General features: G+C 42.4%; 22 protein-coding genes. 11 read left to right on the top strand and 11 right to left on the bottom strand.

Features of this window, described 5'->3' with window-relative positions:
- Positions 1-42 precede the first annotated feature (42 nt).
- The 6 genes from B5D40_RS08505 to rsmG form a co-directional block, all read right to left on the bottom strand.
- Positions 43-777: a metallophosphoesterase family protein gene (locus B5D40_RS08505; RefSeq protein ID WP_078776583.1), complete on the bottom strand. Its 735-nt coding sequence runs from the start codon at positions 775-777 to the stop codon at positions 43-45.
- Between the two features lie 430 nt (positions 778-1,207).
- Complete coding sequence (locus tag B5D40_RS08510) at positions 1,208-1,567, bottom strand: bactofilin family protein (RefSeq protein ID WP_078776584.1); 360 nt, start codon at positions 1,565-1,567, stop codon at positions 1,208-1,210.
- A gap of 4 nt (positions 1,568-1,571) precedes the next feature.
- On the bottom strand, positions 1,572-2,369 hold the full coding sequence (locus B5D40_RS08515) for a M23 family metallopeptidase (RefSeq protein ID WP_073304692.1): 798 nt from the start codon (positions 2,367-2,369) through the stop codon (positions 1,572-1,574).
- Complete coding sequence (locus tag B5D40_RS08520; protein WP_078776585.1) at positions 2,366-3,271, bottom strand: ParB/RepB/Spo0J family partition protein; 906 nt, start codon at positions 3,269-3,271, stop codon at positions 2,366-2,368. Before B5D40_RS08520 ends, B5D40_RS08515 begins: the two co-directional genes overlap by 4 nt.
- Before the next feature lies 1 nt (position 3,272).
- On the bottom strand, positions 3,273-4,058 hold the full coding sequence (locus B5D40_RS08525) for a ParA family protein (protein ID WP_078776586.1): 786 nt from the start codon (positions 4,056-4,058) through the stop codon (positions 3,273-3,275).
- On the bottom strand, positions 4,051-4,701 hold the full coding sequence (gene rsmG, locus B5D40_RS08530) for a 16S rRNA (guanine(527)-N(7))-methyltransferase RsmG (RefSeq protein WP_158222169.1): 651 nt from the start codon (positions 4,699-4,701) through the stop codon (positions 4,051-4,053). The genes B5D40_RS08525 and rsmG overlap by 8 nt, the downstream gene beginning before the upstream one ends.
- Before the next feature lie 933 nt (positions 4,702-5,634).
- Here rsmG and B5D40_RS16325 point away from each other — a divergent pair.
- A complete protein-coding gene (locus B5D40_RS16325) occupies positions 5,635-5,766 on the top strand; it encodes a hypothetical protein (RefSeq protein WP_255404485.1) in 132 nt (43 codons plus the stop codon).
- 651 nt (positions 5,767-6,417) lie between these two features.
- Here the strand turns inward: B5D40_RS16325 and B5D40_RS08540 are convergent.
- Positions 6,418-6,900 (bottom strand): GNAT family N-acetyltransferase, encoded by a 483-nt coding sequence (locus B5D40_RS08540; protein ID WP_078776589.1) that lies wholly within the window; start codon positions 6,898-6,900, stop codon positions 6,418-6,420.
- A 454-nt stretch (positions 6,901-7,354) separates the two neighbouring features.
- Positions 7,355-8,161, bottom strand: coding sequence for a lysophospholipid acyltransferase family protein (locus B5D40_RS08545; RefSeq protein ID WP_143394482.1), 807 nt, complete (start codon positions 8,159-8,161; stop codon positions 7,355-7,357).
- 691 nt (positions 8,162-8,852) lie between these two features.
- Here B5D40_RS08545 and B5D40_RS08555 point away from each other — a divergent pair.
- Positions 8,853-9,284, top strand: a complete 432-nt coding sequence (locus B5D40_RS08555) for a hypothetical protein (protein WP_143394481.1) — start codon at positions 8,853-8,855, stop codon at positions 9,282-9,284.
- A 101-nt stretch (positions 9,285-9,385) separates the two neighbouring features.
- Here the strand turns inward: B5D40_RS08555 and B5D40_RS08560 are convergent, their stop codons facing one another.
- Together B5D40_RS08560 and B5D40_RS08565 are read right to left on the bottom strand one after the other, a co-directional pair.
- Entirely contained in the window at positions 9,386-10,060 is a 675-nt protein-coding gene (locus tag B5D40_RS08560; RefSeq protein WP_078776593.1) for an SDR family NAD(P)-dependent oxidoreductase, read from the bottom strand.
- The gene (locus B5D40_RS08565; RefSeq protein ID WP_078776602.1) at positions 10,057-10,821 is read right to left on the bottom strand and encodes a VUT family protein; all 765 of its coding nucleotides are present in this window, start codon (positions 10,819-10,821) and stop codon (positions 10,057-10,059) included. The genes B5D40_RS08560 and B5D40_RS08565 overlap by 4 nt, the downstream gene beginning before the upstream one ends.
- Positions 10,822-11,536: 715 nt before the next feature.
- Between B5D40_RS08565 and B5D40_RS08575 the strand changes: the two genes are divergently transcribed.
- Positions 11,537-12,343 carry a restriction endonuclease gene (locus B5D40_RS08575; RefSeq protein ID WP_078776595.1) on the top strand — a complete coding sequence of 269 codons (807 nt, stop codon included), beginning with the start codon at positions 11,537-11,539 and terminating at the stop codon, positions 12,341-12,343.
- The gene (locus B5D40_RS08580) at positions 12,340-13,416 is read left to right on the top strand and encodes a site-specific DNA-methyltransferase (RefSeq protein WP_078776596.1); all 1,077 of its coding nucleotides are present in this window, start codon (positions 12,340-12,342) and stop codon (positions 13,414-13,416) included. The genes B5D40_RS08575 and B5D40_RS08580 overlap by 4 nt, the downstream gene beginning before the upstream one ends.
- Positions 13,417-13,509: 93 nt before the next feature.
- On the opposite strand, the gene rsmA is transcribed toward B5D40_RS08580, so the two are convergent.
- On the bottom strand, positions 13,510-14,292 hold the full coding sequence (gene rsmA, locus B5D40_RS08585) for a 16S rRNA (adenine(1518)-N(6)/adenine(1519)-N(6))-dimethyltransferase RsmA (protein WP_078776597.1): 783 nt from the start codon (positions 14,290-14,292) through the stop codon (positions 13,510-13,512).
- Between the two features lie 179 nt (positions 14,293-14,471).
- On the opposite strand from rsmA, the gene lptC reads away from it, so the two are divergent.
- From lptC to B5D40_RS15930, 7 genes are all read left to right on the top strand, one after another.
- The gene (gene lptC / locus B5D40_RS08590; RefSeq protein WP_073303468.1) at positions 14,472-15,131 is read left to right on the top strand and encodes an LPS export ABC transporter periplasmic protein LptC; all 660 of its coding nucleotides are present in this window, start codon (positions 14,472-14,474) and stop codon (positions 15,129-15,131) included.
- A complete protein-coding gene (locus B5D40_RS08595) occupies positions 15,128-16,405 on the top strand; it encodes a hypothetical protein (protein WP_078776598.1) in 1,278 nt (425 codons plus the stop codon). The genes lptC and B5D40_RS08595 overlap by 4 nt, the downstream gene beginning before the upstream one ends.
- Complete coding sequence (gene lptB / locus B5D40_RS08600) at positions 16,402-17,139, top strand: LPS export ABC transporter ATP-binding protein (RefSeq protein ID WP_073303464.1); 738 nt, start codon at positions 16,402-16,404, stop codon at positions 17,137-17,139. Before B5D40_RS08595 ends, lptB begins: the two co-directional genes overlap by 4 nt.
- A 12-nt stretch (positions 17,140-17,151) precedes the next feature.
- Entirely contained in the window at positions 17,152-18,669 is a 1,518-nt protein-coding gene (gene rpoN, locus B5D40_RS08605) for an RNA polymerase factor sigma-54 (protein ID WP_078776599.1), read from the top strand.
- 235 nt (positions 18,670-18,904) lie between these two features.
- Positions 18,905-20,182: an ATP-binding protein gene (locus B5D40_RS08610; protein WP_078776600.1), complete on the top strand. Its 1,278-nt coding sequence runs from the start codon at positions 18,905-18,907 to the stop codon at positions 20,180-20,182.
- Positions 20,183-20,382: 200 nt separating this feature from the next.
- Complete coding sequence (locus tag B5D40_RS15925) at positions 20,383-20,952, top strand: transposase (RefSeq protein WP_198951059.1); 570 nt, start codon at positions 20,383-20,385, stop codon at positions 20,950-20,952.
- The gene (locus tag B5D40_RS15930) at positions 20,949-21,716 is read left to right on the top strand and encodes an IS3 family transposase (protein ID WP_233134367.1); all 768 of its coding nucleotides are present in this window, start codon (positions 20,949-20,951) and stop codon (positions 21,714-21,716) included. Before B5D40_RS15925 ends, B5D40_RS15930 begins: the two co-directional genes overlap by 4 nt.
- The last annotated feature ends 29 nt before the right edge of the window (positions 21,717-21,745 follow it).

A 21,745-nucleotide genomic window follows, 5' to 3' on the forward strand; every position in this document is an offset into this window, starting at 1 on the left:
TAGATAACTATTCTAAAAAATCAAGGGTCTTCTATAAAAAAATCAAAGATAACGCACCTCTGTTCGTATTTTTCCCTCTTTATATTCAATATAACGCCAACCGGGAACCGTACTAAGAATATCGAACGAAGAAACTTCCGGATTTAATTGCATTTGTGTTGAAGGGGTCAAATAAAGCATTTTCCCTTTTCCTAAATCCAAGGTCATTTCGGAATGATAATGCCCCGCAAAAACGGCATGGAGATTTGGAATTTCCAAAATTTCCTTTTTGACTTCTTCCCAATTTTTGAGCGGATACAAAGAATCCATAAAAAGATGTCCGCAAAGGCAAGGTGGATGATGCATAAACAAAAAAATTTCACCCATTTTCTGTTTCGCTTCTTCTTTCAGCCACACCAACTGCTGCTTAGACACGCTTCCCAAGGAAGTATCCAAAAAGAAAAAAGGAACACCTTTCACTTCCCGCTGATCAAAATATTCCCCATTTTGAAGTTTTAAAGGAATGGAGGAATAACGCGCCAAATCCTCGGAACGATCGTGGTTTCCTGCCATCACACACCACGGATGAGAATACGTTTTCATCACTTCAAAGAAAATTTCGTATTCTCGGCGATAACTATGTTCCGTTATATCTCCACTTAAAACCAGAAAATCTAAATCGAACTTTTCGGCATCCCGTAAAGTAACCTGAAATTTTTCCACAGAGACGTTCTCTTTTTCTCCAAAATCCAAATGGAGATCTGATATTTGCCCAATTCTAAAATTTCTCTGATCCATAATTCAAATCTAGTTAAATTTTAATCCCAATTCATCACTTTCAGTAAGTCGTTATAAATCAATGTGATACAGATTAATTCAACAAATTTATCCACAAATCAAATCCAAAATTTTTCAAATTTCATTTTCAACATCCCTTTTTTGAATTAAATAGGGAAAGATGTTGAAAAAATCGACAGATACGGTTTTCAACGTTGAATCCTGTGAATAAAATTCACGGTTTTCACCAAAAAAAATCTATCCACAATTGTTTTATCTTTTTAAAAATCAACCACTTACGTTTACAATAATCCGATTTTTCCACATATTCACATTATCTAAATCATTCTCTTTTATATATATACATAGACTATTTAAAGAAGATGTGAAAATCCCTCTAATAAAAAACAGCTCTGCAAAAGAGCTGTTTACCTTTTGAAAGAACAATTCTTTATTTCTTGGGAGATTCCAATTCTTTTTCTGTAGAAACATAACAATTCCCATTCAATTTAGCACCGCATTCGATGACTAAAAGTTTTGTCTTGATATTGCCTACAAAAAAAGATTTGGACTCCAGAACCAATTTTTCACTGCATTCGATGTCTCCATTGACTTTTCCCGCAATCATGGCGTTTTTAGATTTGATGACTCCTTCCACATAACCGGAATTTTCAATGACGACATCGCCTGTTGTTTCGATATTTCCTTTTATTTTTCCGGCAATGCGAATATCGCTGGAACCGGATATATCGCCAGTCAGATTCATGGATGAACTGATTTGTGTAAACTGGCCGTCGTTTTCTTTTGCCATATTTTTATTCCTCGATAAAAAGTTCTGGATCGATGGGTTCGTTGTTTTTCAAAATTTCGTAATGGATATGCGGCCCTGTCGTTTTTCCGCTGGAACCAACAGTTCCGATGGCTTCGCCTTTTTTTACGCTTTTCCCTTTTTGCACATATTGTTTTTGCAAATGGGAATAACTGGTCACATATTTATTTCCATGATCAATGACGATGTGCAAACCGCGGTCTTTACTTTTGGAAACAGAAAGCACTTTTCCATCGGCAGTAGCAAAAACAGGTTCGTCCAATTTCGCAGAAATGTCGATGCCCAGATGATTGTCTTCCTTTGAAAAATTTTTACTGACAATGCCGATGGTGGGAATGATGCTGGGTATGTTTTCCCAGTTCTGCCTTTTTTCCTCTGTAAAGTAACCTTTCAACTCGGCGGTAAATCTATTTTTGGAACTGGGCTGGAAGTCGAAACGATTTTTTTCAATAACAGCCGCCAATTTTAAAGAATCCGTTTCATAAAAGGTGTGAAGTATATTCCGGATTTGCCTTTCCATGGTGGATATGGAATCCAATTCGGAAAAGAACAATTCATATTCTTGCTGTTTTTTGAGAAGAACTTCGTTTTGCTTTTGGACTTGACGCGAGCTGACGATAATGGAATTGATTAAAGTGAATTTATAAAAAATAAATCCGCCTAATGCTAAAATAACAATCCACAGTATCCAGAATAATTTCCAAAGAATGGAATTGACTTTAATGGAAACTGTCCGTCCCGAATCCGATGGGATGATTTGAATGATATGATAGCGATTTTTCAATTCAGCCCTTCCATTTTTTCCTGAATTCGGGTCAAATCTTCAAAAGAATAGTAATCGATAATCAATTTTCCTTTAGAAGAATCGTCTGCGGTTTGCTGCAATTTGACTTTGGTGCCAAAAAATTCTTCCATTTTCTGGATGAAAGCCTGAATGTTGGCATCCAAAGGTTTGATTTCCTTTTTAGTTTTTTCCGGATTCTGTTCTTTAGGTTCGTTATTTTTAGCCAGATTTTCAATATCGCGGACGTTCAACCCTTTTTCGATGATGTCTCGGGCGACGGCTTCCGGATCGGAAATACCAGGGCTGAGGAGGGCACGGGCTGCGCTTTGAGAAATTTTTCCTTCGATAATCCAGGTTTGTACTTGTTCGGGGAGTTTCAAAAGCCGAAGGGAGTTCGTGATGACTGCGCGGGATTTGCCGACGCTTTTGGCTAGATCATCATGGGTATAGCCGTAATTTTCCAAAAGTTGCGTATAGGATTTGGCAACTTCGATGGCGTTTAAATCCACGCGCTGAATATTTTCGATGAGCGACCATTCCGCCATTTTTTTGTCGGAAAGAAGTTCGTGGACGTAGGCGTCGATGGTTTTCCATCCGGCGAGTCTGGCAGCGCGGGTTCGGCGTTCCCCACTGACGATTTGATAGCGCCCATTGAATTTGCGAACGGTAATGGGTTGAATTAAACCCTGTTCTTGAATGGTTTCCGCCAATTCCAGGAGTTCTTTTTCGTTGAATTCTGTTCGGGGCTGGTATGGGTTCGCGTCAATCAAATCCAAATTGATTTTTTCAATTTGAATGCTGTTTCCATTTTCATCTTTGGAAATGGATTCGTCTAAAGGAGTGGAATGATTGCTGATAATGGAGTTGAGACCGATTCCGAGTGCGTTAGATTTTTTTCCCATATTATTTTGCCCCGTTGATGATTTCTTCTGCGAGTTTCATATAGGCTTGCGAGCCTGGACTTTTGACGTTATAAAGAATAACCGGTTTTCCATGAGAAGGTGCTTCGCTCAAAGTCACATTTCTTGGAATCATGATTTTAAAGACCCTTTCCGGAATGACATTTCGGACTTCTTCGGCGACTTGTCTGGACAAGCTGAGTCTGGCATCGTACATGGTCAAAAGGGCACCTTCGATATTCAAGGAACTGTTCAAGTTTTTTTGAATCAGCCGGATGGTGTTGAATAATTCGGCGAGTCCTTGAAGAGCGTAATATTCGCATTGGACGGGAATGAGTACGCTATCGGCTGCCGTGAGGACATTCAATGTCAAAAGGTTCAAGCTAGGAGGAGCGTCTATAATAATATAGTCGAAGTCTTCTTTTAAAACATTGGTGATTCTTCTGAGGCGATGTTCCCGACTCATGGCATTGACCAATTCCAATTCCATAGCGGAAAGATCCGGACCGGCGGTAATCACTTTTAAATAGTCCAGTTCCGTTTTCAAAATGAATTTTTGAAGAGAATCCTTTGTAATGGAATCTGGGCTTTCTGCTAGTTTCAACGCTTCATGAATATCTTCTTCTTGGCTTTCCAGATAACCCAGACCTTGAGAAGCATTTCCCTGAGGATCCATGTCGATAAGAAGAGTTTTCTTTTCTAAAGCGGCAAAGTTTGCAGCAAGATTTATTGCCGTTGTTGTTTTGCCTACTCCACCTTTTTGGTTGCAAATAGCGATAATTTTACCCATAGATTCCCTTAATGACTAATGAGTATTCTTGAGTTTCCAGAGGAAGATGATAATCGATAAAATGAATGTCGGAAAGATTCATTAAATCTTTGGTCATTTCTTTGCTTTTAAAGGTGATAAAAAGACCATTTTTTTTGAGTCCGAGTTGAGCGCGATCGTAATCGGCTTCAAAACGGGAAAGAGCCCGACAAGAAATAATATCACAATTGGTTATTTCCGAAGTTTCAAAACGTTTTCCCACGATGGTCAAATTATCCAATTTTAAAGTTTTTTTGGCCTCTTCTAAAAAAAGAACTCTTTTGTGGCGAGGTTCCGAAGCGAAAAATTGAAGTTCAGGACAAACAATAGATAATGGAAAAACGGGACATCCACCACCGGCACCCATATCTGCCCAAATCATTCCTGATTTTAAATATTGTTTTTGAGAAAGAACAATAAAGGGCACTAAAGAATCTGCAATATGGCGGGATAAAAATTTTGAAATATCGTTTTTAGAAATTAAATTGACTTGCGTATTACCTTGAATAACCAGATTGGCGTATTCATACAATTTTTCCAATTTATCATCGGATAAAGTAATTCCTTTATCCGAAAGAAATTGTAAAAGAAGGTTTTCTTGTACAGAGTCAAAGTAGTGTTTCACGTGAAACAATTTAAAAAACTAAATAGAAAATAAAATACGATAAAAGAAAAATTTTCATTTTGTATAGGATAAATTGTGAATAAAAGTAAAAATGTTTCACGTGAAACATTTTTATTCTAAAAAATGAAAAAAAATAATGTGAATTTCAATAAAACTGTTTTTATTGAAATGTGAATAATTTTGGGTTAAACCTCTTGTGGTAATATAAAATTTGAACATAGTATTCACAATTTTCTTTAAACGGAGAATGAAAGTTTTCTGTTTGAGTGATGAATGTGAATAAATCAGATGGAAAATAATATAGGCAATTCTATTTGATGAATATGAAAAATGAAAATGAAATATCGCCGTTAATTGGATGTGAATAATTCAAAATGTGAATAATTTAGGATGAAAGTGCAATTTCAAAATGAATATAGGAGGTTCTAAAAATTGCTTTGTAAAGTGGTTCAGCAGACGGTTGCTGAGTTTATCGAAGATACCTACAATCTTCCAACAAATACTCGCAATTAAAAATTGGCTCTGTAGGCTAAAAGTGTGTACGCATAGATAAAAAAGGGAATATACATTATTACCATAGTATTTGTAAACGTTCCTAAATACGCAAACAACCTTGGCACACCCTGATATGTGGTTATATTAAGTTTATAGTTGTCTTGCTATAGATATAGCCACATAAACGGAGATTTATTATGACATTAAAAATCAAGTTGCATAACAGAACACAAAATGCTGGCAAACATATTCAAGTTTGCGGAAGAAACGAACGGGTCTGCCCGTAAATATCTATGTAGATGATAGTGGTACTTGGAAAAAATGAGGCATGCTAACAGAATCAAAATACAATGCAATAAAGGCGACCACCCAAATACACACGGGATGATTCCGATGTCCATAGACGACAACCCCCGTATATTGGTAGATAACCCTAAAATGGAATTATCCGCTTCGGACGTAAATGCAGTAAAGAAATTCGTCATCGCCAACAAGGACTTGCTTATAAGGCTAGGCTCCGACGATAACTTTGACATTGTGGATTTTACAGGGGCTATGGTACTTCCGTAGTATTCTGGTATTATCTAATATGTCCATTTTTAACCAAATACACGCTTTTGTCCTATAGAACTTAAAAATTTTTCAAAAGCAGAACTTTTTTTTTGGGGGAATTATATACTATCTTCCACCAAATACTCTCAATTAAATTTTTTTCTTTAAAACGAGAATTTCTTTTTCACAAGGAAAATTTCTTCTTGCAGAGTGCGAGGTGCTCGCTTTAGCAAAGGCTCCCTTCCAGGGACAATTCGTCTAAAAGAGTAAAACTCTTAAGACTCATGGGCAGCCCCTTTTCCCTTCACCCTATCCCCCGCCACGCTTTGCTGTGGGAAATTTTGGATTCTAGGGCGGAATAAGGTGTGTTACGTTGCGAGAGGGTGAACTTCTTTTCAAGCGGGGCTTTTTCTTTCACAAGGGGAACTCAATTATCAGTTCCAACTCCCAACTTTCAACTAACCCCTAATCACTAACTACTTACAAATAAATCGGGTGGAATTTTGTATATAAATCCCAATTTATTTTCGCAGATCTCAAAGTATTTTGCATTCTGGCTAGTCGTTTCTCCTACATTCCCCTCTAACCATGGTTCGGCAAGCTCACCAACCGCTCGCCGCTAGTCGCTAATGCGTGCAAATCGGGTGAAACAATCTGCGAATGTGTATTTTATAATTCATGAAAAAATAAAAGCAAATTTTCGAATGTTCCATCTTTTTGGCGATAGCATTTCGGAATTTCTCCAAGAGTTTTAAACCCGAGTTTTTGATACAAGTGTATAGCGCCGATATTGGATTTAACAACTGCGTTGAATTGCAAAATATGAAAACCTTGAAGAGTTCCCTGCTGTAAGCTGTCTTGGACAAGCTTTTCGCCTATTCCTTTTCCTCTGTGTTTTTGTGAAACGGCATAACTTGCATTAGCGATTGAAGAGCAGCGACCGATATTGTTTGGGTGTAAAATATAAAGACCTAAAATAATTTTTTTTTCTTCGGCAACGGCAGTATAAGTTTGATTTTTGAAAAATTGAAATGCTTCCTCGTCATTTTCAAATTCGGTCTCTTGAGGAAACGCGTTTCCTTCTTTGACAATTTCATTCCAAATGCTTCGCATAGAAGGAATGTCATTGGATGTAAACTTTCTAATTTGCATTTTTTTTCAATCCTTTCGTAAATAATGAATTTCAGTAAATTCATTCGCACATATTGTGCTGTTTTGCTTTTAAAATAGCTAATTCATTTAGGATTATTTGTTTTTGATTTTTGAAATTATATACTTCTATTAAGTAGTCGCAATTTAATTTTTTAAAGTGCAAACATCTTTTTCACACGGTGAATTTTTTTCGCAGACTGTGAGATGTTTTGCATTCTGATTAGCTGTTTCTCCTAACTTTCCAACTACCCACTGATCGCTAATCACTAACTAGTTGCCTTATTAGAATAGATAAAATTGTTTCACGTGAAACATTTCTTGTCGAACTAATCGAAGGGCGGTCCCTGCCCTTCGATAAACTCAGGAACCGCCGGTTAGTGTACTTCGACAAGTTCAGCAGCCGCTTGTCGAACTAGCCGAAGGGCACTAGTCGCTAATCCTTTTTCTGTGCCCACTATTTTTTACTCTCGTCATTTAAAGCGGATAAATATCTCCGGTGCAACCATCCGTACCATCTTTCCGGAGCGATTTGAATTTGAAATTCTAGCCATTGGTGGTACATTTCAAAAAGTTCTTGTCCATTTTGTGGATAAATTTCTTTAGCAAATAAAATATGCTTGTGATTTTGTGGATAAATCCAGCAAATAAATATGGGCAATTTGGGACGATGATTTAAAATAAATTGTGGAATAGGATTGCAGTAAACCGGTTTTTTCAGCAATTTTCCCAAAATAAAGCGATTTTTTCGAAAATCCTGATCGGCAATCAAACAAAATAATTTTTTTTCATTTAGGAATTGAAGAATATCGCGCGGGTTGTTTATAAAATGTGAATAATTAAAATTATCAATAGAACGAAGATGTTTGTAAACCCACCGATTGAGACATTCAGGGTGCAATTTTGCATAGCTGGCTGTAAGGGGAATTCCAAGGCGAACGAGCCAGGGACCGATGGCTTCATAATTGCCAAAATGAGCGGTAAGCATCAATCCCCCATTTTTCATTTTTTCTAGAACAGGTATGCTTTGCGAATCTATTTGAAATCGTTTATCGTTTGAAGAATAAATACAATTCCGAGTTAAAAAATCGGCAACATCGAAACTCAGATTTTGGAGGAGTTTTTTTCGGAAAGTCCGTTTTTGATGCAGAGAAATTTTTGGATAAATATAATCCAGATTGAAAAATAGGACTTTTCTTTTCCACCCGGAAATAAGCAGAATGCGGTATAGAATTTTCTGAAGAATAACTGTATAAATGGGCATTGTATAAAAGGAAAAGAGTGGATTGCTTTGATAAAAGTAAAAATTTTCAAAAGAAGAAAATCCATAAAATTCGCATGATTGTTTTTTATGAAGCGAATGAAAATATTTTAAAAATTTCGAAGACAAAAAAATTATATTTGGATTGTGATAGGAAAAAGCAAAACAGTTGCCTTTTTCATTTTTCCGCTTTGCATTCTAGCGGCGGGAATTTTTGCTGGTTCATTTTTCAGCTCGTTTTTTCAGCAAAAAAAATTCGTTTTAGAACTTTCCTCGGATTCCATTGCGGCGGAACAATTTATTCATGCACAGGATAATGTTCCTGCTCTTCCTATTTTTGCTTGGAAAAGACCTTGTTTACCTGCCTTTTTTAGAAGCGAAAGAGAAGGTTCTGTTTTTGAATTTGGCGGTCGAGATTCCGGTTTTTTACATCGGCCAAAATTTTTAGAATCGAAAATTTTTTCTTTGGGAAAAGGCGTTGACGAATCGCTTTCTCCCCATTTTTTCTGTTATCCTAAAGAATATTACGTTTTTACTTTAAAACGCATTCTCTGTTAATCGTCTCTTCAATTTGTTTTGGACAATTTCTAAAAATGCAAAATCGGAGGCGATCGCGGTTTCCTTCGATTTTCAGCACAGCTATTTTTAGAAATCGTCTTTGATCTTTTTGGCACCGAATTTTTCCAAAACAGAAATGGAAAAAGTGCTTCCCATTTTAAAAACAGAAGAGAAATTTATGGAAAATGTGAAAAGCATGGAGTTGGCAGAAGCTCTCTTTCAAAAAAACTGCATTAAAGTGGAAAAGGCATTCTTTGGATTGAAAACAAAAGTGTCTTATGTCCCGACGAATTCTCCCGTTGTCGGGCTTTATTTGGAATATGATTCCGATGTAGGAAACCAAATAAAGCAGTTGGTTTCTGCGGAATGGAAAAATTTGAAAAATGAAAAAGCTCCTGACGACTGTCCAAATGGGCATTATCGGTTGGCGATTTGTTTTTCCAAAGACAGGCAATTTGTCGCTTTACAGCTTTCGCAATATGTCGATTTTGAATATCATCCGATAAGCGAAATTCGTTTTGCAGAAGGTTCGACAGCGGAAACGGTTCTTCGCGTTTTTATGAAGTAGAAAATTGACGATTCATCAAATTGCTTTAGCGGACAACGGTTATTGGTGAAATGGCCGCTGTTCTGCGAATTTTAAATTTGTCGAGTTCACTGGATGCGGTTTTAGAGAAATTTTGAATCTGGCCAAATAAAATGGCTATTCAAATCCTTTTCGCCGTTATCAATGAGGATGTCTTGCCCTGTACAATTTTTATTGACGACGGTTAAAAACCAGACCCATTCCGCAATGTCTTCCGGACTTGCCCATCGCTTGAGAGGAGTCACTTGCATGATTTGATTCCATAAATCCGGATTTTCCATTACGGGCTTGTTCAAATCGGTGGTTACGCCGCCTGGAGAAATGCTATTGCAAGTCGCTCCAAAACGAGCGAGCCGCAGAGCCGCATTTTTCATATAGGCCAGAAGTCCGCCTTTGGAAGCGGAATATTCAGGAAATTCCGCGCCGGAATGAGCGCTTGCCGAAGATATCAGCAGAACGGATTGAATGCTGGGCTGAAAGGCGTATTTTTCCACGAAATAGATGGAACCTTTCAAATTCACTTCAATGTCCTTGCCGGAATTTTGAACTCCCGCGTTGCTAATGACGATATGGGCGGGAAGCTGCATTTTGGGAAGCGCCGCTCTGTCGGCTATATCGACAACGTGATGTTCATAATCTGGATGTTGGATGCTGGATTTTAAAATGTCGAAACCGACAACTCGATGGCCATCTTTCAAAAAACGTTCTGCGACGGCCTTTCCGATTCCCCGACTGCTCCCACTGATAAAAATATTCATTTTGCCTCTGCTTTAAATTGGATGTATGGATTGCCAATTCCATTTTTTTCCCAGTATCGACATATTTTATAACCGAGGGGACTGAAGACAATTTCGCAAAGCAATTCCATAAGAGCTCCCGTTAGCGAACAAAGAATGACCTGCGTCATGCTCCAACCAAAAAATACATAGCTGACGATTCTTGCAAAAACAAGGTTGTCTATAAATTGAGCGATCATTGTCGAAGCGTAAGATCGAATGGCAAAATTTTTGAATCCTTGAAAAGAGATGAATTTGGAAATCCAATGATTTGTGATAGCATTGACGAGAGAAGAAGAAAACATGGCGATGGCGGATCCGAATAAAACATACCAGCTTCCGCCAAAGGTTGCATTTAGTGCGTCGTTGGCGATGGCTGCGGCATCGGGATTTGTTTCCAAAAGAGTATAAAATTCTCCCCACATTCCCGGCGTTCGGGAAAGCAGGTTGAAAAGGGAAAATGTACATAAATTAACAAACAAAGCCAAAATGGAAATTTTCATCGCCGCTTTCGGGCCGAACCGTTTGCAAATCATATCCATGCAAAGGAAGGAAATCCAGCTAAGGGAGAATCCGCAATCCAGTGCGAGATATTGGAATGAAAACAATTCCTTGTTGGCCAGCAAATTCATGCAGACCACGGAAAGGATAAAAATACTGACGACAAGGGAAGGGACGTTTCGCAGAAGGAGGATGAAGTCGTTCCATTCGCGAAGAATAAAGGCAGAAAGATTCTGTTTCATTTGTTTTTTTAGGAAGGTTAGACAATGACTTCCGGAAAAATTTCGCACCATTGCGAAATTCTAACGGTGAAAATATAGCAAAGAAAGGGTAAACCCCTAGAGTTATTTTTTTAAAGTTTTAAATGTCGTTATAGATAATTAAAAGAGCAACTTTTGACATCATCTAGCGAATATTCTATATTCGCTACATATAAAGAGTTTTGCTCTTGTTCCGAACTGAAAACTTCGACACTTTTCAAAACCCGGTACAAGACGAACGCTCACGCTAGCTGCTGGATTTTTTCAGTGGCATCGTTGCTATATGCATATTTAGTAGATCTGCTTATACGCAAACGACCCTTTACGGGGCGTGGGTTGTTTGTGTTTACTTGGTTTAGGCAGTCGAAGGCCTTCAGTTGGGTAAGCGCATTCAGCCCCACGCCTTTTTCATGTAAATCGAAGTGGAAGAATGACTATAAGAGAAACTCTTGTTGGGTTTGCTCTTGTTCGACAGCTGAAAACTTCGACACTTTTCAAAACCATAGAATAAGACAAACGTTCGTAGGCCTATGACTGCATAGGTCGTTGTACCTAGGATACTGCCATTCAGTTTCCAGGGATTCGTACGTGTATCTGCACGTACGTTTTCGGGCGTTTTCTTTGCTTGTTTTGACTTCGCGGTTTCTTGCTCCCGATTGAGGGTGAACTCGTTCACCTTCATTTCGAGGAACAAAAAATGTCCGTATTGGCAGAACGAGCAAAAAATGAATGGACGCAAAAAAGCATAGAATATGCGGCAAATCGAGCGTACCTAGATGATCTCTATGCGGTTTACCCAGTAATCCACGACAATGTTCGAAATATCGATGAAAAAGTTATGTCCCGTGTTGAACGTTATTTCAACGAACAGGACAATTACAATCTTATCAAAGCTTTGTTAGAACTTGATCTTTTTCCGGTAAAAGACAGTTATGTCCCTTATCTCAGAAAATCCGAATCTGCAATTAAAAATAATCCGAAAATAGTCAAAAGAATTTGCGAAGACCTATATGAAATGGGCTATCGTGAACTTTACAAACGCTGTACGGAGCCAAAAGAAGCTAATCGCCAAATGGGTCCCATGTTTCGAAATTGGATTAAGTCCGGGGCACTTGGCATAAAGCCTGTTTCCGAATCATTATTTATGCGCAGCAATGCCAACGCGATATTGGACGGGTCTGATAGTTCTATGATGGACTTTGCAAGGCGCAAGTTTGGATATAATCGCAATAAAGGCTTGGATTTTATTGCCCGTTACAAAGGCAGATATGTTATTGGCGAAGCCAAATTTATCTCGGATTTTGGAGGTCATCAGAACGATCAGTTCGTGGATGCTATGGCTACAGTTGAATCCGAACTAGCAGATAAAAGCGTTGTAAAAATCGGAATTATTGACGGAGTCCCTTACATCAGGAATAAGGGAAAGCTATTCCAGAATCTGATAAATACAGAACACAATATCATGTCCGCTCTTGTTTTGAAAGATTTTCTGGAGGCTCTATGAAAAATCTTTTGATTCAAGGAAATAACCTCGATGCTTTGATTTTTCTTCGTGATAAACGGGGAATGGCAGGAAAGATTGATCTTGTTTACATTGATCCGCCATTTGCAACGGGTGGCGAATTTAGAACGGATGGCAATGGTAGAGTAGCTACAATCAGCAGTTCGGCTAAAGGAATTGTTGCTTATTCTGACAAATTGAAAGGAGCCGATTTTATAGAGTTTCTTCGAGAACGCATTACCGTGATTTATGATTTACTCTCCGATAGGGGGTCTTTCTATTTGCATATTGATTACAAAATTGGTCATTATGTAAAAGTGATGCTCGATGGCATTTTTGGAATAGAGTATTTTAGGAATGATATCACTCGCATAAAATGCAATCCGAAAAATTTCGCTAGAGTAGGCTATGGCAATATTAAAGATATGATTCTATTTTATACAAAAGGAAAAAATCCCATTTGGCATGAACCAAGAATTTCCATGTCCGAAGAGGAAATGAGTAAACTTTATTCTAAAGTAGATAAAAATGGACGGCGTTACACGACAGTTCCTATCCACGCTCCGGGAGAGACTAAGGACGGTTTATCTTCTCAAAAATTCAAGGAGATGTACCCTCCACCAGGACGCCATTGGCGTTGTAGTGTAGAAGAATTGGAAGAATTAGATCGTCAAGGCTTGATAGAATGGTCTTCGAAAGGAAATCCTCGCAAGATAAATTATGCGGATGAACATTTGACGAAAAAACTTCAGGACGTTTGGACATTTAAAGATCCCATGAATCCGATTTACCCTACGGAGAAAAATCATGAGATGCTGCGGACTATAATCAAAGCATCTTCGGATGAAAATTCTATTGTAATGGACTGCTTTGCTGGATCGGGTGGAACTCTTGTGGAAGCAAACAGGTTGAATCGCAAATGGATTGGAGTCGATCAATCCGAAACCGCTATTACGACAATTAGAAAAAATTTAACGGAAAATATTCCATTTATGTGTGACGATTCGTATGACTTCGTTTGTTTGAAAGAATCCGCGTTAGTGACCGCCGCCCGGATGGGTTCGGACTCGACGTAGGCGAGGCTGAACGGACGCCGTGCAGAATGCGCGGCGATAACGCTAGGGAACGCCACGCCTTTTCAAAGGCGGGGAACGCCCGGAAACCGATTTTTATTTTTCTTCAAGGATTTGGTAAATGGCGAGCAATTCTTCGGGGAATAGTTCTTCTGCCCGCGTGTTCGGGGAAAGGCCGCAGGCGTCGAGAGCGTGGACAACGTCGATTTTGTCGTATTTGGATGCTAGCGAATTGGTGATGACCTTGCGCTTTTGGGAAAAAGCGGCTTGGACAAATTCAAAGAATTTGGGAGGCGCATTGAGCGGTTCGGAAAGCGGAGTGAATAGGACGGTCGCGCTTTCTACGTTTGGGCGCGGTGTAAAATGTTCCGGCCCGATTTTTCGAAGCATTTTGCAGGTGGCGTGGGCGCGAATCCAGACGGTAAGGCTGCCATAATGGCGCGTGTGCGGTTCTGCGCAAAAACGTTCCGCGACTTCTTTTTGTACCATGCACATGAATCCGTGCGTTTTTTTCAAAAGCGGCATGACTTTGGCAACGATGCCTGTCGATACGTTGTAAGGTAGATTCCCCGCTAGCCAGGGTTTGGGATTTTCTTTTAGCCAGTCGTCGATGGAAAAACGCAAGAAGTCCTGGTTTACTATATGAAAATTGGAACGGGAAGCGAATTTTTCTTGAAGGACCTTGACGCATTCTTCATCGATTTCCACGGCGGTGACGGGCACTCCTCGCGAAAGCAGAGGTTCTGTAAGCGCTCCGTGTCCAGGCCCGATTTCCAGAATAGCGCTATCGCCGGAAAGCGGAATGTCGGCAGCGAGAAGATGGGCGGTTTCCTTGTCCAAAAAGTTTTGCCCGAAACGGCGACGGCGGTCTCTATCCATAATGGAAAAGGTAGAATTTATGGGAGAATTTTGCGGGATAGGTTAGAGAATCGTTCTAAATGAAAATGTCATGGCGAGGAACGCTGTGGCGAAGTTCCACTTTTCAAAAGGCCATTATCCACGAATCACTATTTGTTCCCCTACTCCCTTTTCCGTGAATTATTGTATTTTTAGTTCCGATGGCATATTTTTTGCTACACATCGGAAGGCGTTTTTATCGGGCGGTTCTTTTCGCCTGTTTTTGTGGGCTTTTTCTTGTAGCCTGTAGCGAATCGAGCGAAGAGCCACCTTTCGACGGGGAAATCGCCGAGCGCCCGATGATGCTGTTTACCGATACGACCTTGCTGGATTTTTACGAAAAGGAACGCCTGTCGTGGAAAGTCAAGACCGCCTATCTGGAACGTTGGGGAGGCAAGGAAAAAATTTTCGCGAAGCCGATCCTGGTCGATATTTTCGATTCCCTTGGCGAACGGTCCGCTTTTTTGCGCGCGGATTCGGGAACTTTGGACGGACGCATGAATTACGTCTATGCCTACGGCCATGTCTATGCGATAACGCCGAAGGGAGCATCCGTTCGTGCGGATTCTTTGTTGTGGAATAAAAAAGACGATCTGGTAAAGACGGAAAGCTATGTCCGCGTGGTGAGCGAAGACGGCGATGTTCTGCAAGGAAAGGGTTTTGTCAGCGATGCCAAAATGGATAATTGGCACATTCTGTCGGAGGTGACGGGAATTTTTCAGGATGCGGCAAAACGCCTGAAAGAAGAAGACGAAAAACAGAACGCGGAACAGGTGGAATCGGTAACGCCGCACAGACCGCCCACGAGGAATTCCCGATGACGCGGCTCGGCATCTGGCTTTGCCTTTTGGGAATCTTTTTTCAGCAGGCGTATGCGCAAACGTCGCCGCTGGTGATGCGCCATGCCGACAGCCTTGCCGCTATGCGAAAATCGGGATTTCTCCTTTTGCACGGGCGTGTTCGCTTTACGCACGATTCCATCGAGTTTCGGACGGGGCGCGCGACCTGGAACAAAAATCTGGATAAAGTGGATTGCGAAGGGAATTTTCTTTTTCGGCATCCCGACGGCTATATGAAAGCGAAATCGGGGAGCTACCAGCGCAAAACGGAAATCGCTATCGCTGTCGGCTCTGTGGAGGCAAAGGATTCGGCGGGGACCTACGCCTTTTTTGGGAACCATCTCGTTTACAATAAAAAAGAAAAAATTTTGACTTTGACCCAAAATCCCCTGCTGCACCAGTACCAGGTTCAAAAAAACGGGAAAATCGACACGACGGCAGTTCGCGCGGAATACATTTATTTTGACCAGAACGCGGAATTCGCCAAGGCGTTTCAAAATGTCGTCATCACGCAGGGAAATATGGTCGTCACTTGCGATTCGGGATACTTGGACAAAAAAAATAATTGGGTCGCTTTGAAAGGTTCCCCCAAATTTACGATGGATGGCTACGAGCTGACCGGAGATTCCATCTACCTGACGATTGACGCCGACGAGCGGACCCTGAAAAGCGCGCTGGTGATTCGGAACGCCCAAGGCAAGCAATACGAAAAGGGAAAGCGCGGCAAGCCGGATCAGTTTACCGAAGCCCGAGGGGACACCCTTTACGCCGAATTTAACAAGGACAAAATCCAGAGCCTTTATGTGAATTTGAATGCGAACGGTTTTTTTTACGAAGGCGATTTTGTCGATTATAAAAACAAAATGGAAGGCGGGCGTTTGGACTTGACATTTAAAAACGGCAAGCTGAAAGGGGCGCTGATTTCGGGAGATGCGCAAAGCACTTATTTTCACGTGATGGAAAAAAAGCGGCAGATCGAAGGAAAGAACGAAGCGGCGGGCGATACGATTCGCATTGCGTTTGACGACGGCAAAGTGAAGCATTTAAAACTTTCGGGCAAAAAGACTCTTGCCAGCGGGCGTTATATCGACCTGACCAAGGAAAATATCTTGCCGCAAATTTCCAAGGATACGACGATTAAAAATTTTACCAAGCAGTCGTTGGAAAAGATAAAAGAAGAAAGAGAAAAACAGGTAAAACAACAGGCGCAGCCAAAGGGCAAAAGCGCCCGGGACAAAAAGGAAGGCCGCAAATGAAAAGCCTTATCCGCACGATTCGTACAGATAAAATCTGCAAAATCTACAATGGCCGCAAAGTGGTCAATAATGTTTCCATCAGCGTTTCGCAAGGGGAAATCGTCGGGCTTCTGGGACCGAACGGAGCCGGAAAAACGACATCCTTTTATATGATTGTCGGCATGGTGCGTCCTGATTCCGGCCATATTTTTTTGGACGACGTGGAAATGACGGAAAAGCCGATGTTTCGCCGGGCGCGATTGGGTGTCGGCTATTTGCCGCAGGAAGCGTCGATTTTTCGAAAGTTGAGCGTTCAGGACAACATTATGGCGATTCTGGAAACGCAGAACTACAAACGTTCCGAGCGCAAAGAACGGTTGGAGCAGCTTTTGGAAGAGTTCAAAATCACCCATATCCGAAAGACGAAAGCGATGAGCTGTTCCGGCGGCGAGCGCAGGCGTTTGGAAATTGCCCGGGCTCTTGCGGCCAATCCGGATTTTCTGCTTTTGGACGAACCTTTTGCAGGAATCGACCCCATTGCCGTGGGCGACATCCAGGCGATTATTTCCAGCTTGCGGGAAAAGGGAATGGGCATTTTGATTACGGACCACAACGTGCGCGAAACGCTTTCCATTACGGACAGGGCTTACATCATGTATAAAAGCCAGGTCCTTACCGAAGGCTCGTCGGATTTTCTCGCGAACAACGAAGAGGCAAAACGAATTTATTTGGGCGAATCTTTTCGCTTGGATTAGAAAGGGCGTAAAATGGATTTAGGCATTCAATTAAAGCAAGGGATGAAACTGGAGCAGAATTTGTCTCCGCAAATGCTCCAGTCGATAAAACTTCTCCAGATGAACTCCATGGAACTGGAAACGACCATTTCGCAAGAACTGGAAGCGAATCCCCTTTTGGAAATGGACGAGACTCCGGACAGCCGCTTGGAATCCATCGACGCCCCGACTCGGGAAAGTTCGCGTCAGGATGGCTACGACAACAGCCATGATCTCATGGAACCGGGAATGGAAAATACCATGGACTGGGCGCAGTATATGGAAGACGGTTTTCGCAACGCCGAAGCGCCGTTCAAGGATTTGGGCGGCAGGGATCCCGACGAAGAATGGCGACCGGAACCCACGCGCGGGCTTAGTATGCAAGAGGTTTTGCGGAATCAGCTGCGTGAATGGAAACGCCCGGCCCGCATTGTGAAAATTGTGGAATATCTGATAGACTGCGTCGGGGACGACGGATTTCTTTCGCCGGCAGACAAGAATTTATTGGATGCGGAAACGGAACAAATCCAGCAGGATCCCGATATTGCCGAAGTCGAAGAGGTTTTGCAGCAGAAAAAAAGATTGGAAGACGCCTCGTATCCTGTTCAGGAAGCTTTCCATGTTTTGCAATCCTTTACGCCGCCGGGAATTGGCGCGCGAAATTTGCGGGAATGCTTTTTGATTCAGGCGTATCGGATTCCCGATTTTTCGCCGCTCGCGATTCGGATTCTCGAAAAAGAATTTGACGCGTTGAAAGATTTGCGCTATGCGTCCATCGCCAAGGCGTTGGGGGTTTCTTCCGAAGAAGTACAGAAAGCGGTTCGGGAACTGGCCGTTCTTTCGCCGCATCCCGGCTCCCAAATAAACAATACGCCGACGCAGACGATTACCCCCGACATGGAAGTGGTGGAAACGGAGCCGGGAAATTTCAAAGTGGTCATGCGTCGCGAGCATATCCCGCGTTTGCGCATCAATGAAACGTATCGGAAGTTGCTCTTGAGCCCGACCGCATCCAAGCAAGACAAAAATTTTGTCCGGGAAAAATTGAATGCGGCAAATTCCTTTATCAAAAGCGTGGACAATCGGCGCAGCACGATAGAGCTGGTCATGAACGCGATTCTCAAAAAACAGCACGATTTTTTTGCCAAGGGACCCGAAAATTTGAAGCCGATGATTTTGCAGGACATCGCCGACGAAGTGCATCGCGATCCGAGTACGGTGAATCGGGCGACAAACGGAAAATACGTGGACACGCCGTTTGGAGTCTATGAATTAAAGCAGTTCTTTAGTTCGGGCGTCCCTCAAGAAGACGGCAGTGCTGTCGGTTCAGCAAAAATTTTGGATTCCATCAGGAATCTGGTGGCAAACGAAGATGGCACTGCACCGCTTTCGGACCAGGCGATAACCGACGCCCTTATGCGCATGGGCATGAAAGTCGCCCGCCGGACGGTCGCCAAATACCGCGAGGAACTGCGCATTTTACCGGCAAGATTGCGGAAAACGGTAAAATAGTCTTCCCTTAAAAAGTCGGTTTGCGAACGCGATGCAAGGCTTCGAGGCGAATACTGCGGATATGTTTACATAAGCATCGCCATGCTTATAGGAACTCAAAATCGTCTTTTTTTTGAACGAAAATTGCTATTTTCTCAAAATCATACCGATTGAAATATCCAAATCTCACGGATTAAAAACTCGAAATCTTACGGAATGAATTGGCGAAATCTCACCGATTGTATATATTATGGGTATGAAAAAACAGGATTACATGCCAAGAATTGTGGATGATCAGATAAAGTCATCCCTGTCAACTTTTGGAGCATTATGTGTGGAAGGTCCAAAATGGTGCGGAAAGACCTGGACATCCAAATATCACTCCGCCAGCGAAATAGAACTGGGCGACCCTAGTGGAAATTTTCAGAACCGAAGGCTTGCGGAAATGGACCCGAAACTGGTTTTGGAAGGTGATACCCCAAGACTCGTTGATGAATGGCAAGAAGTTCCGCCTATATGGGATGCAGTCCGTTTCGAAGTTGACAAACGTACCGAAAAAGGGCAGTTCATTTTGACAGGTTCATCAACTCCCGCTCGAAAAGGAATCCTGCATAGCGGCGCCGGCCGTATCGCAAGACTTCGCATGCGCCCGATGACCTTGTTTGAAATAGGGATTTCTAGCGGAAAAATTTCTTTGCTGGACATTTGCAGTGGATGCGCTCCACAGGCGATGACGGGCGAAGTTGGTTTGCAAACGATTATTGATTTGATTGTACGGGGAGGCTGGCCCGGAAGCCTCGGACTTTCTACACAGCAGGCGATGACCGTTCCTAAAGCCTATATCGATGCCGTCATTGAAGACGACATTGACCGCCTTGACGGAATCAAGCGCAATAAGAGCAAAATGCGGCTTTTGTTGAAAAGTCTTGCCCGCAATGAATCTACGACTGCAACAAACAAGGTGTTGAAAAACGACATCAAATCAATCGATGACGACGACATTGACCTAGATACGATAGCGAGTTATCTGGACGTATTGAAGCGTTTGTTCCTTGTTGAAAATCAGCCGCCATTCTGCAACAGGATTCGCTCGAGCATGCGGATCAAACAGGCCGAAAAACGCCATTTAGCAGACCCTTCGCTTGCCGCAGCCTTGCTAGGTGCAACACCTGCGAAGTTGATTCAGGATTTGAACACTCTTGGATTCCTTTTCGAGGCCCTATGCGAAAGGGATTTGGATGTTTACGCGCGCAGTTTCGGAGGGAAACTGTACCACTATCAGGATTACGGCAATAACGAAATTGATGCCGTTGTAGAAATGCCTGACGGCAGCTGGAATGCTTTTGAAATAAAGCTCGGCGCCAACCAAATTGACGAAGCCGCCGCAAATTTGTTGAAAGTTCGTGATGCTATTGCGAAAGACCCGCAGGGCAATCCCCCCGCAAACCTCTGCATGATTTGTGGACTGAGTAACGCCGCCTACCGCCGCCCGGACGGAGTTTTCGTTGTACCTATAACGGCACTAAAACCGTAAGAGAAATAGCCTCATCAATAGAGATAAGTGCTTTTTTTTGTGACATAATTCTCTAAATGTACTATATCGTGTTTTGTACTTTTTGTATTTTAGTCCATTTGGGCGAAAGCCGTGTCGAACTTGTAAAGGGAAGACTATAAAAAACGCCCTGCCATAACCGGGCCTGCGGACAAAAAGTTGGACACAATTGAGGTCCGTACATGCCCTATTACTCCTTATCACAGATTGCCAAGGCACTGAAAACATATCACGATTTGAGATCGGTCTCCCGAACGGTCCAGGTGCTAGGCTATCCGACAAGAGCCCGCCTTTATTCCTGGATTCACGAGGAAGGAAAGGTCAGGACAAGAAAGCGGAAATGCAGCTATAAAAACACTTGGGAGCACCCAAGGAATCCTCCGGCAAATATTAAATTGGAGGCGATTCGAAGATGTTTCGAAAATGGCGAGAAAGTTGTAGATGTCGCCGAAGGACTCGGGTATTCGACTGCCTGCATCTATAAATGGAGACGCCTGTATCTGACAAAAGGAACCCTGGCCTTGCAAAGTTGCAACCGTAAAAAACCAAGAGGACCTCTTGAAGAGGGGAAGGACGATTTTTCCTCCGCCGAAGTTTCCGCACTGAACAGGAAAGTCCGCGACCTGGAGATGGAAGTGGCCATCCTGAAGGAGACTTTGAACATATTAAAAAAAGACCCCGGCGTTGACGTTTCCGCCTTGAACTACTTGCCAGGCTTGACCTGCCCCGCAGCGTATTCTATTACAACCTGAAGCACGCAAACGACAGGGCGATTAAGGACAGGGATTCCCTTGAATTTGTACAGATAGCCTTCCAGGCATCCAAGAAGAGGTACGGTTACAGAAGGATCCGAAAGGTATTGAAAGACGAGGGAAGGACCTTGTCTGAAAAAGTCATCCGGAGGGTGATGCGCGAGAACGGACTTGCGGCCTACCGTCCCAGAAAACGGAAGTACAGCTCGTACAGGGGCGAAATTTCGCCCGCGGTGCCCAATCTGATAAACCGCGATTTCCATGCCGACAGGCCCAATGAGAAATGGCTTACGGACATCACGGAGTTCCCCCTTTCCGACGGCAAGTTGTACCTGTCTCCGATGATAGACTGCTTCGACGGAAAACCCGTATGCTGGACTATAGGCGAAAGCCCCGATTCGAGGCTAGTGAACCGAATGCTGGACAAGGCCTTAGGGCAGCTCCACGACGGAGAAAAGCCGATCGTGCATACGGACCGGGGATGCCATTACAGATGGCCGGGATGGATAAAGCGGATGAACGATGCGGAGCTGAAACGGTCAATGTCGAAGAAAGGCTGCTCTCCCGACAACTCCGCCTGCGAGGGCTTCTTCGGCATCGTAAAGAACGAATTGTTCTACAATCGTGACCTGGCTGGCGTCACCAAAAACGAATTCAAAAAGGAACTGAATGAATATTTGGAGTGGTTCTGCAAGGATAGAATAAAGATGAGTCTTGGCGGAATGAGCCCCGATGATTACAGAAAAAGTCTAAATTTAATCTAACTAATCTGTCCAAGAAAAAGTCCGCAGCC

The organism is Fibrobacter intestinalis (genome assembly GCF_900167415.1).
GTDB classification, from domain to species: Bacteria; Fibrobacterota; Fibrobacteria; order Fibrobacterales; family Fibrobacteraceae; genus Hallerella; species Hallerella intestinalis.

Excerpts from the sequence above, each read along its gene's own strand:
- rpoN (WP_078776599.1), top strand. The coding sequence starts at position 17,152 with ATGGATTTAGGCATTCAATTAAAGCAAGGGATGAAACTGGAGCAGAAT.
- B5D40_RS15925 (WP_198951059.1), top strand. The coding sequence starts at position 20,383 with ATGCCCTATTACTCCTTATCACAGATTGCCAAGGCACTGAAAACATAT.
- B5D40_RS08555 (WP_143394481.1), top strand. The coding sequence starts at position 8,853 with ATGGAAAAAGTGCTTCCCATTTTAAAAACAGAAGAGAAATTTATGGAA.
- B5D40_RS08580 (WP_078776596.1), top strand. The coding sequence starts at position 12,340 with ATGAAAAATCTTTTGATTCAAGGAAATAACCTCGATGCTTTGATTTTT.
- B5D40_RS08520 (WP_078776585.1), bottom strand. The coding sequence starts at position 3,271 with ATGGGAAAAAAATCTAACGCACTCGGAATCGGTCTCAACTCCATTATC.
- B5D40_RS16325 (WP_255404485.1), top strand. The coding sequence starts at position 5,635 with ATGGAATTATCCGCTTCGGACGTAAATGCAGTAAAGAAATTCGTCATC.
- B5D40_RS08610 (WP_078776600.1), top strand. The coding sequence starts at position 18,905 with ATGAAAAAACAGGATTACATGCCAAGAATTGTGGATGATCAGATAAAG.
- B5D40_RS08540 (WP_078776589.1), bottom strand. The coding sequence starts at position 6,900 with ATGCAAATTAGAAAGTTTACATCCAATGACATTCCTTCTATGCGAAGC.
- B5D40_RS08575 (WP_078776595.1), top strand. The coding sequence starts at position 11,537 with ATGTCCGTATTGGCAGAACGAGCAAAAAATGAATGGACGCAAAAAAGC.
- lptB (WP_073303464.1), top strand. The coding sequence starts at position 16,402 with ATGAAAAGCCTTATCCGCACGATTCGTACAGATAAAATCTGCAAAATC.
- lptC (WP_073303468.1), top strand. The coding sequence starts at position 14,472 with ATGGCATATTTTTTGCTACACATCGGAAGGCGTTTTTATCGGGCGGTT.
- B5D40_RS08560 (WP_078776593.1), bottom strand. The coding sequence starts at position 10,060 with ATGAATATTTTTATCAGTGGGAGCAGTCGGGGAATCGGAAAGGCCGTC.
- B5D40_RS08595 (WP_078776598.1), top strand. The coding sequence starts at position 15,128 with ATGACGCGGCTCGGCATCTGGCTTTGCCTTTTGGGAATCTTTTTTCAG.
- B5D40_RS08525 (WP_078776586.1), bottom strand. The coding sequence starts at position 4,058 with ATGGGTAAAATTATCGCTATTTGCAACCAAAAAGGTGGAGTAGGCAAA.
- B5D40_RS08565 (WP_078776602.1), bottom strand. The coding sequence starts at position 10,821 with ATGAAACAGAATCTTTCTGCCTTTATTCTTCGCGAATGGAACGACTTC.
- rsmA (WP_078776597.1), bottom strand. The coding sequence starts at position 14,292 with ATGGATAGAGACCGCCGTCGCCGTTTCGGGCAAAACTTTTTGGACAAG.
- B5D40_RS08545 (WP_143394482.1), bottom strand. The coding sequence starts at position 8,161 with ATGCCCATTTATACAGTTATTCTTCAGAAAATTCTATACCGCATTCTG.
- B5D40_RS08510 (WP_078776584.1), bottom strand. The coding sequence starts at position 1,567 with ATGGCAAAAGAAAACGACGGCCAGTTTACACAAATCAGTTCATCCATG.
- B5D40_RS08505 (WP_078776583.1), bottom strand. The coding sequence starts at position 777 with ATGGATCAGAGAAATTTTAGAATTGGGCAAATATCAGATCTCCATTTG.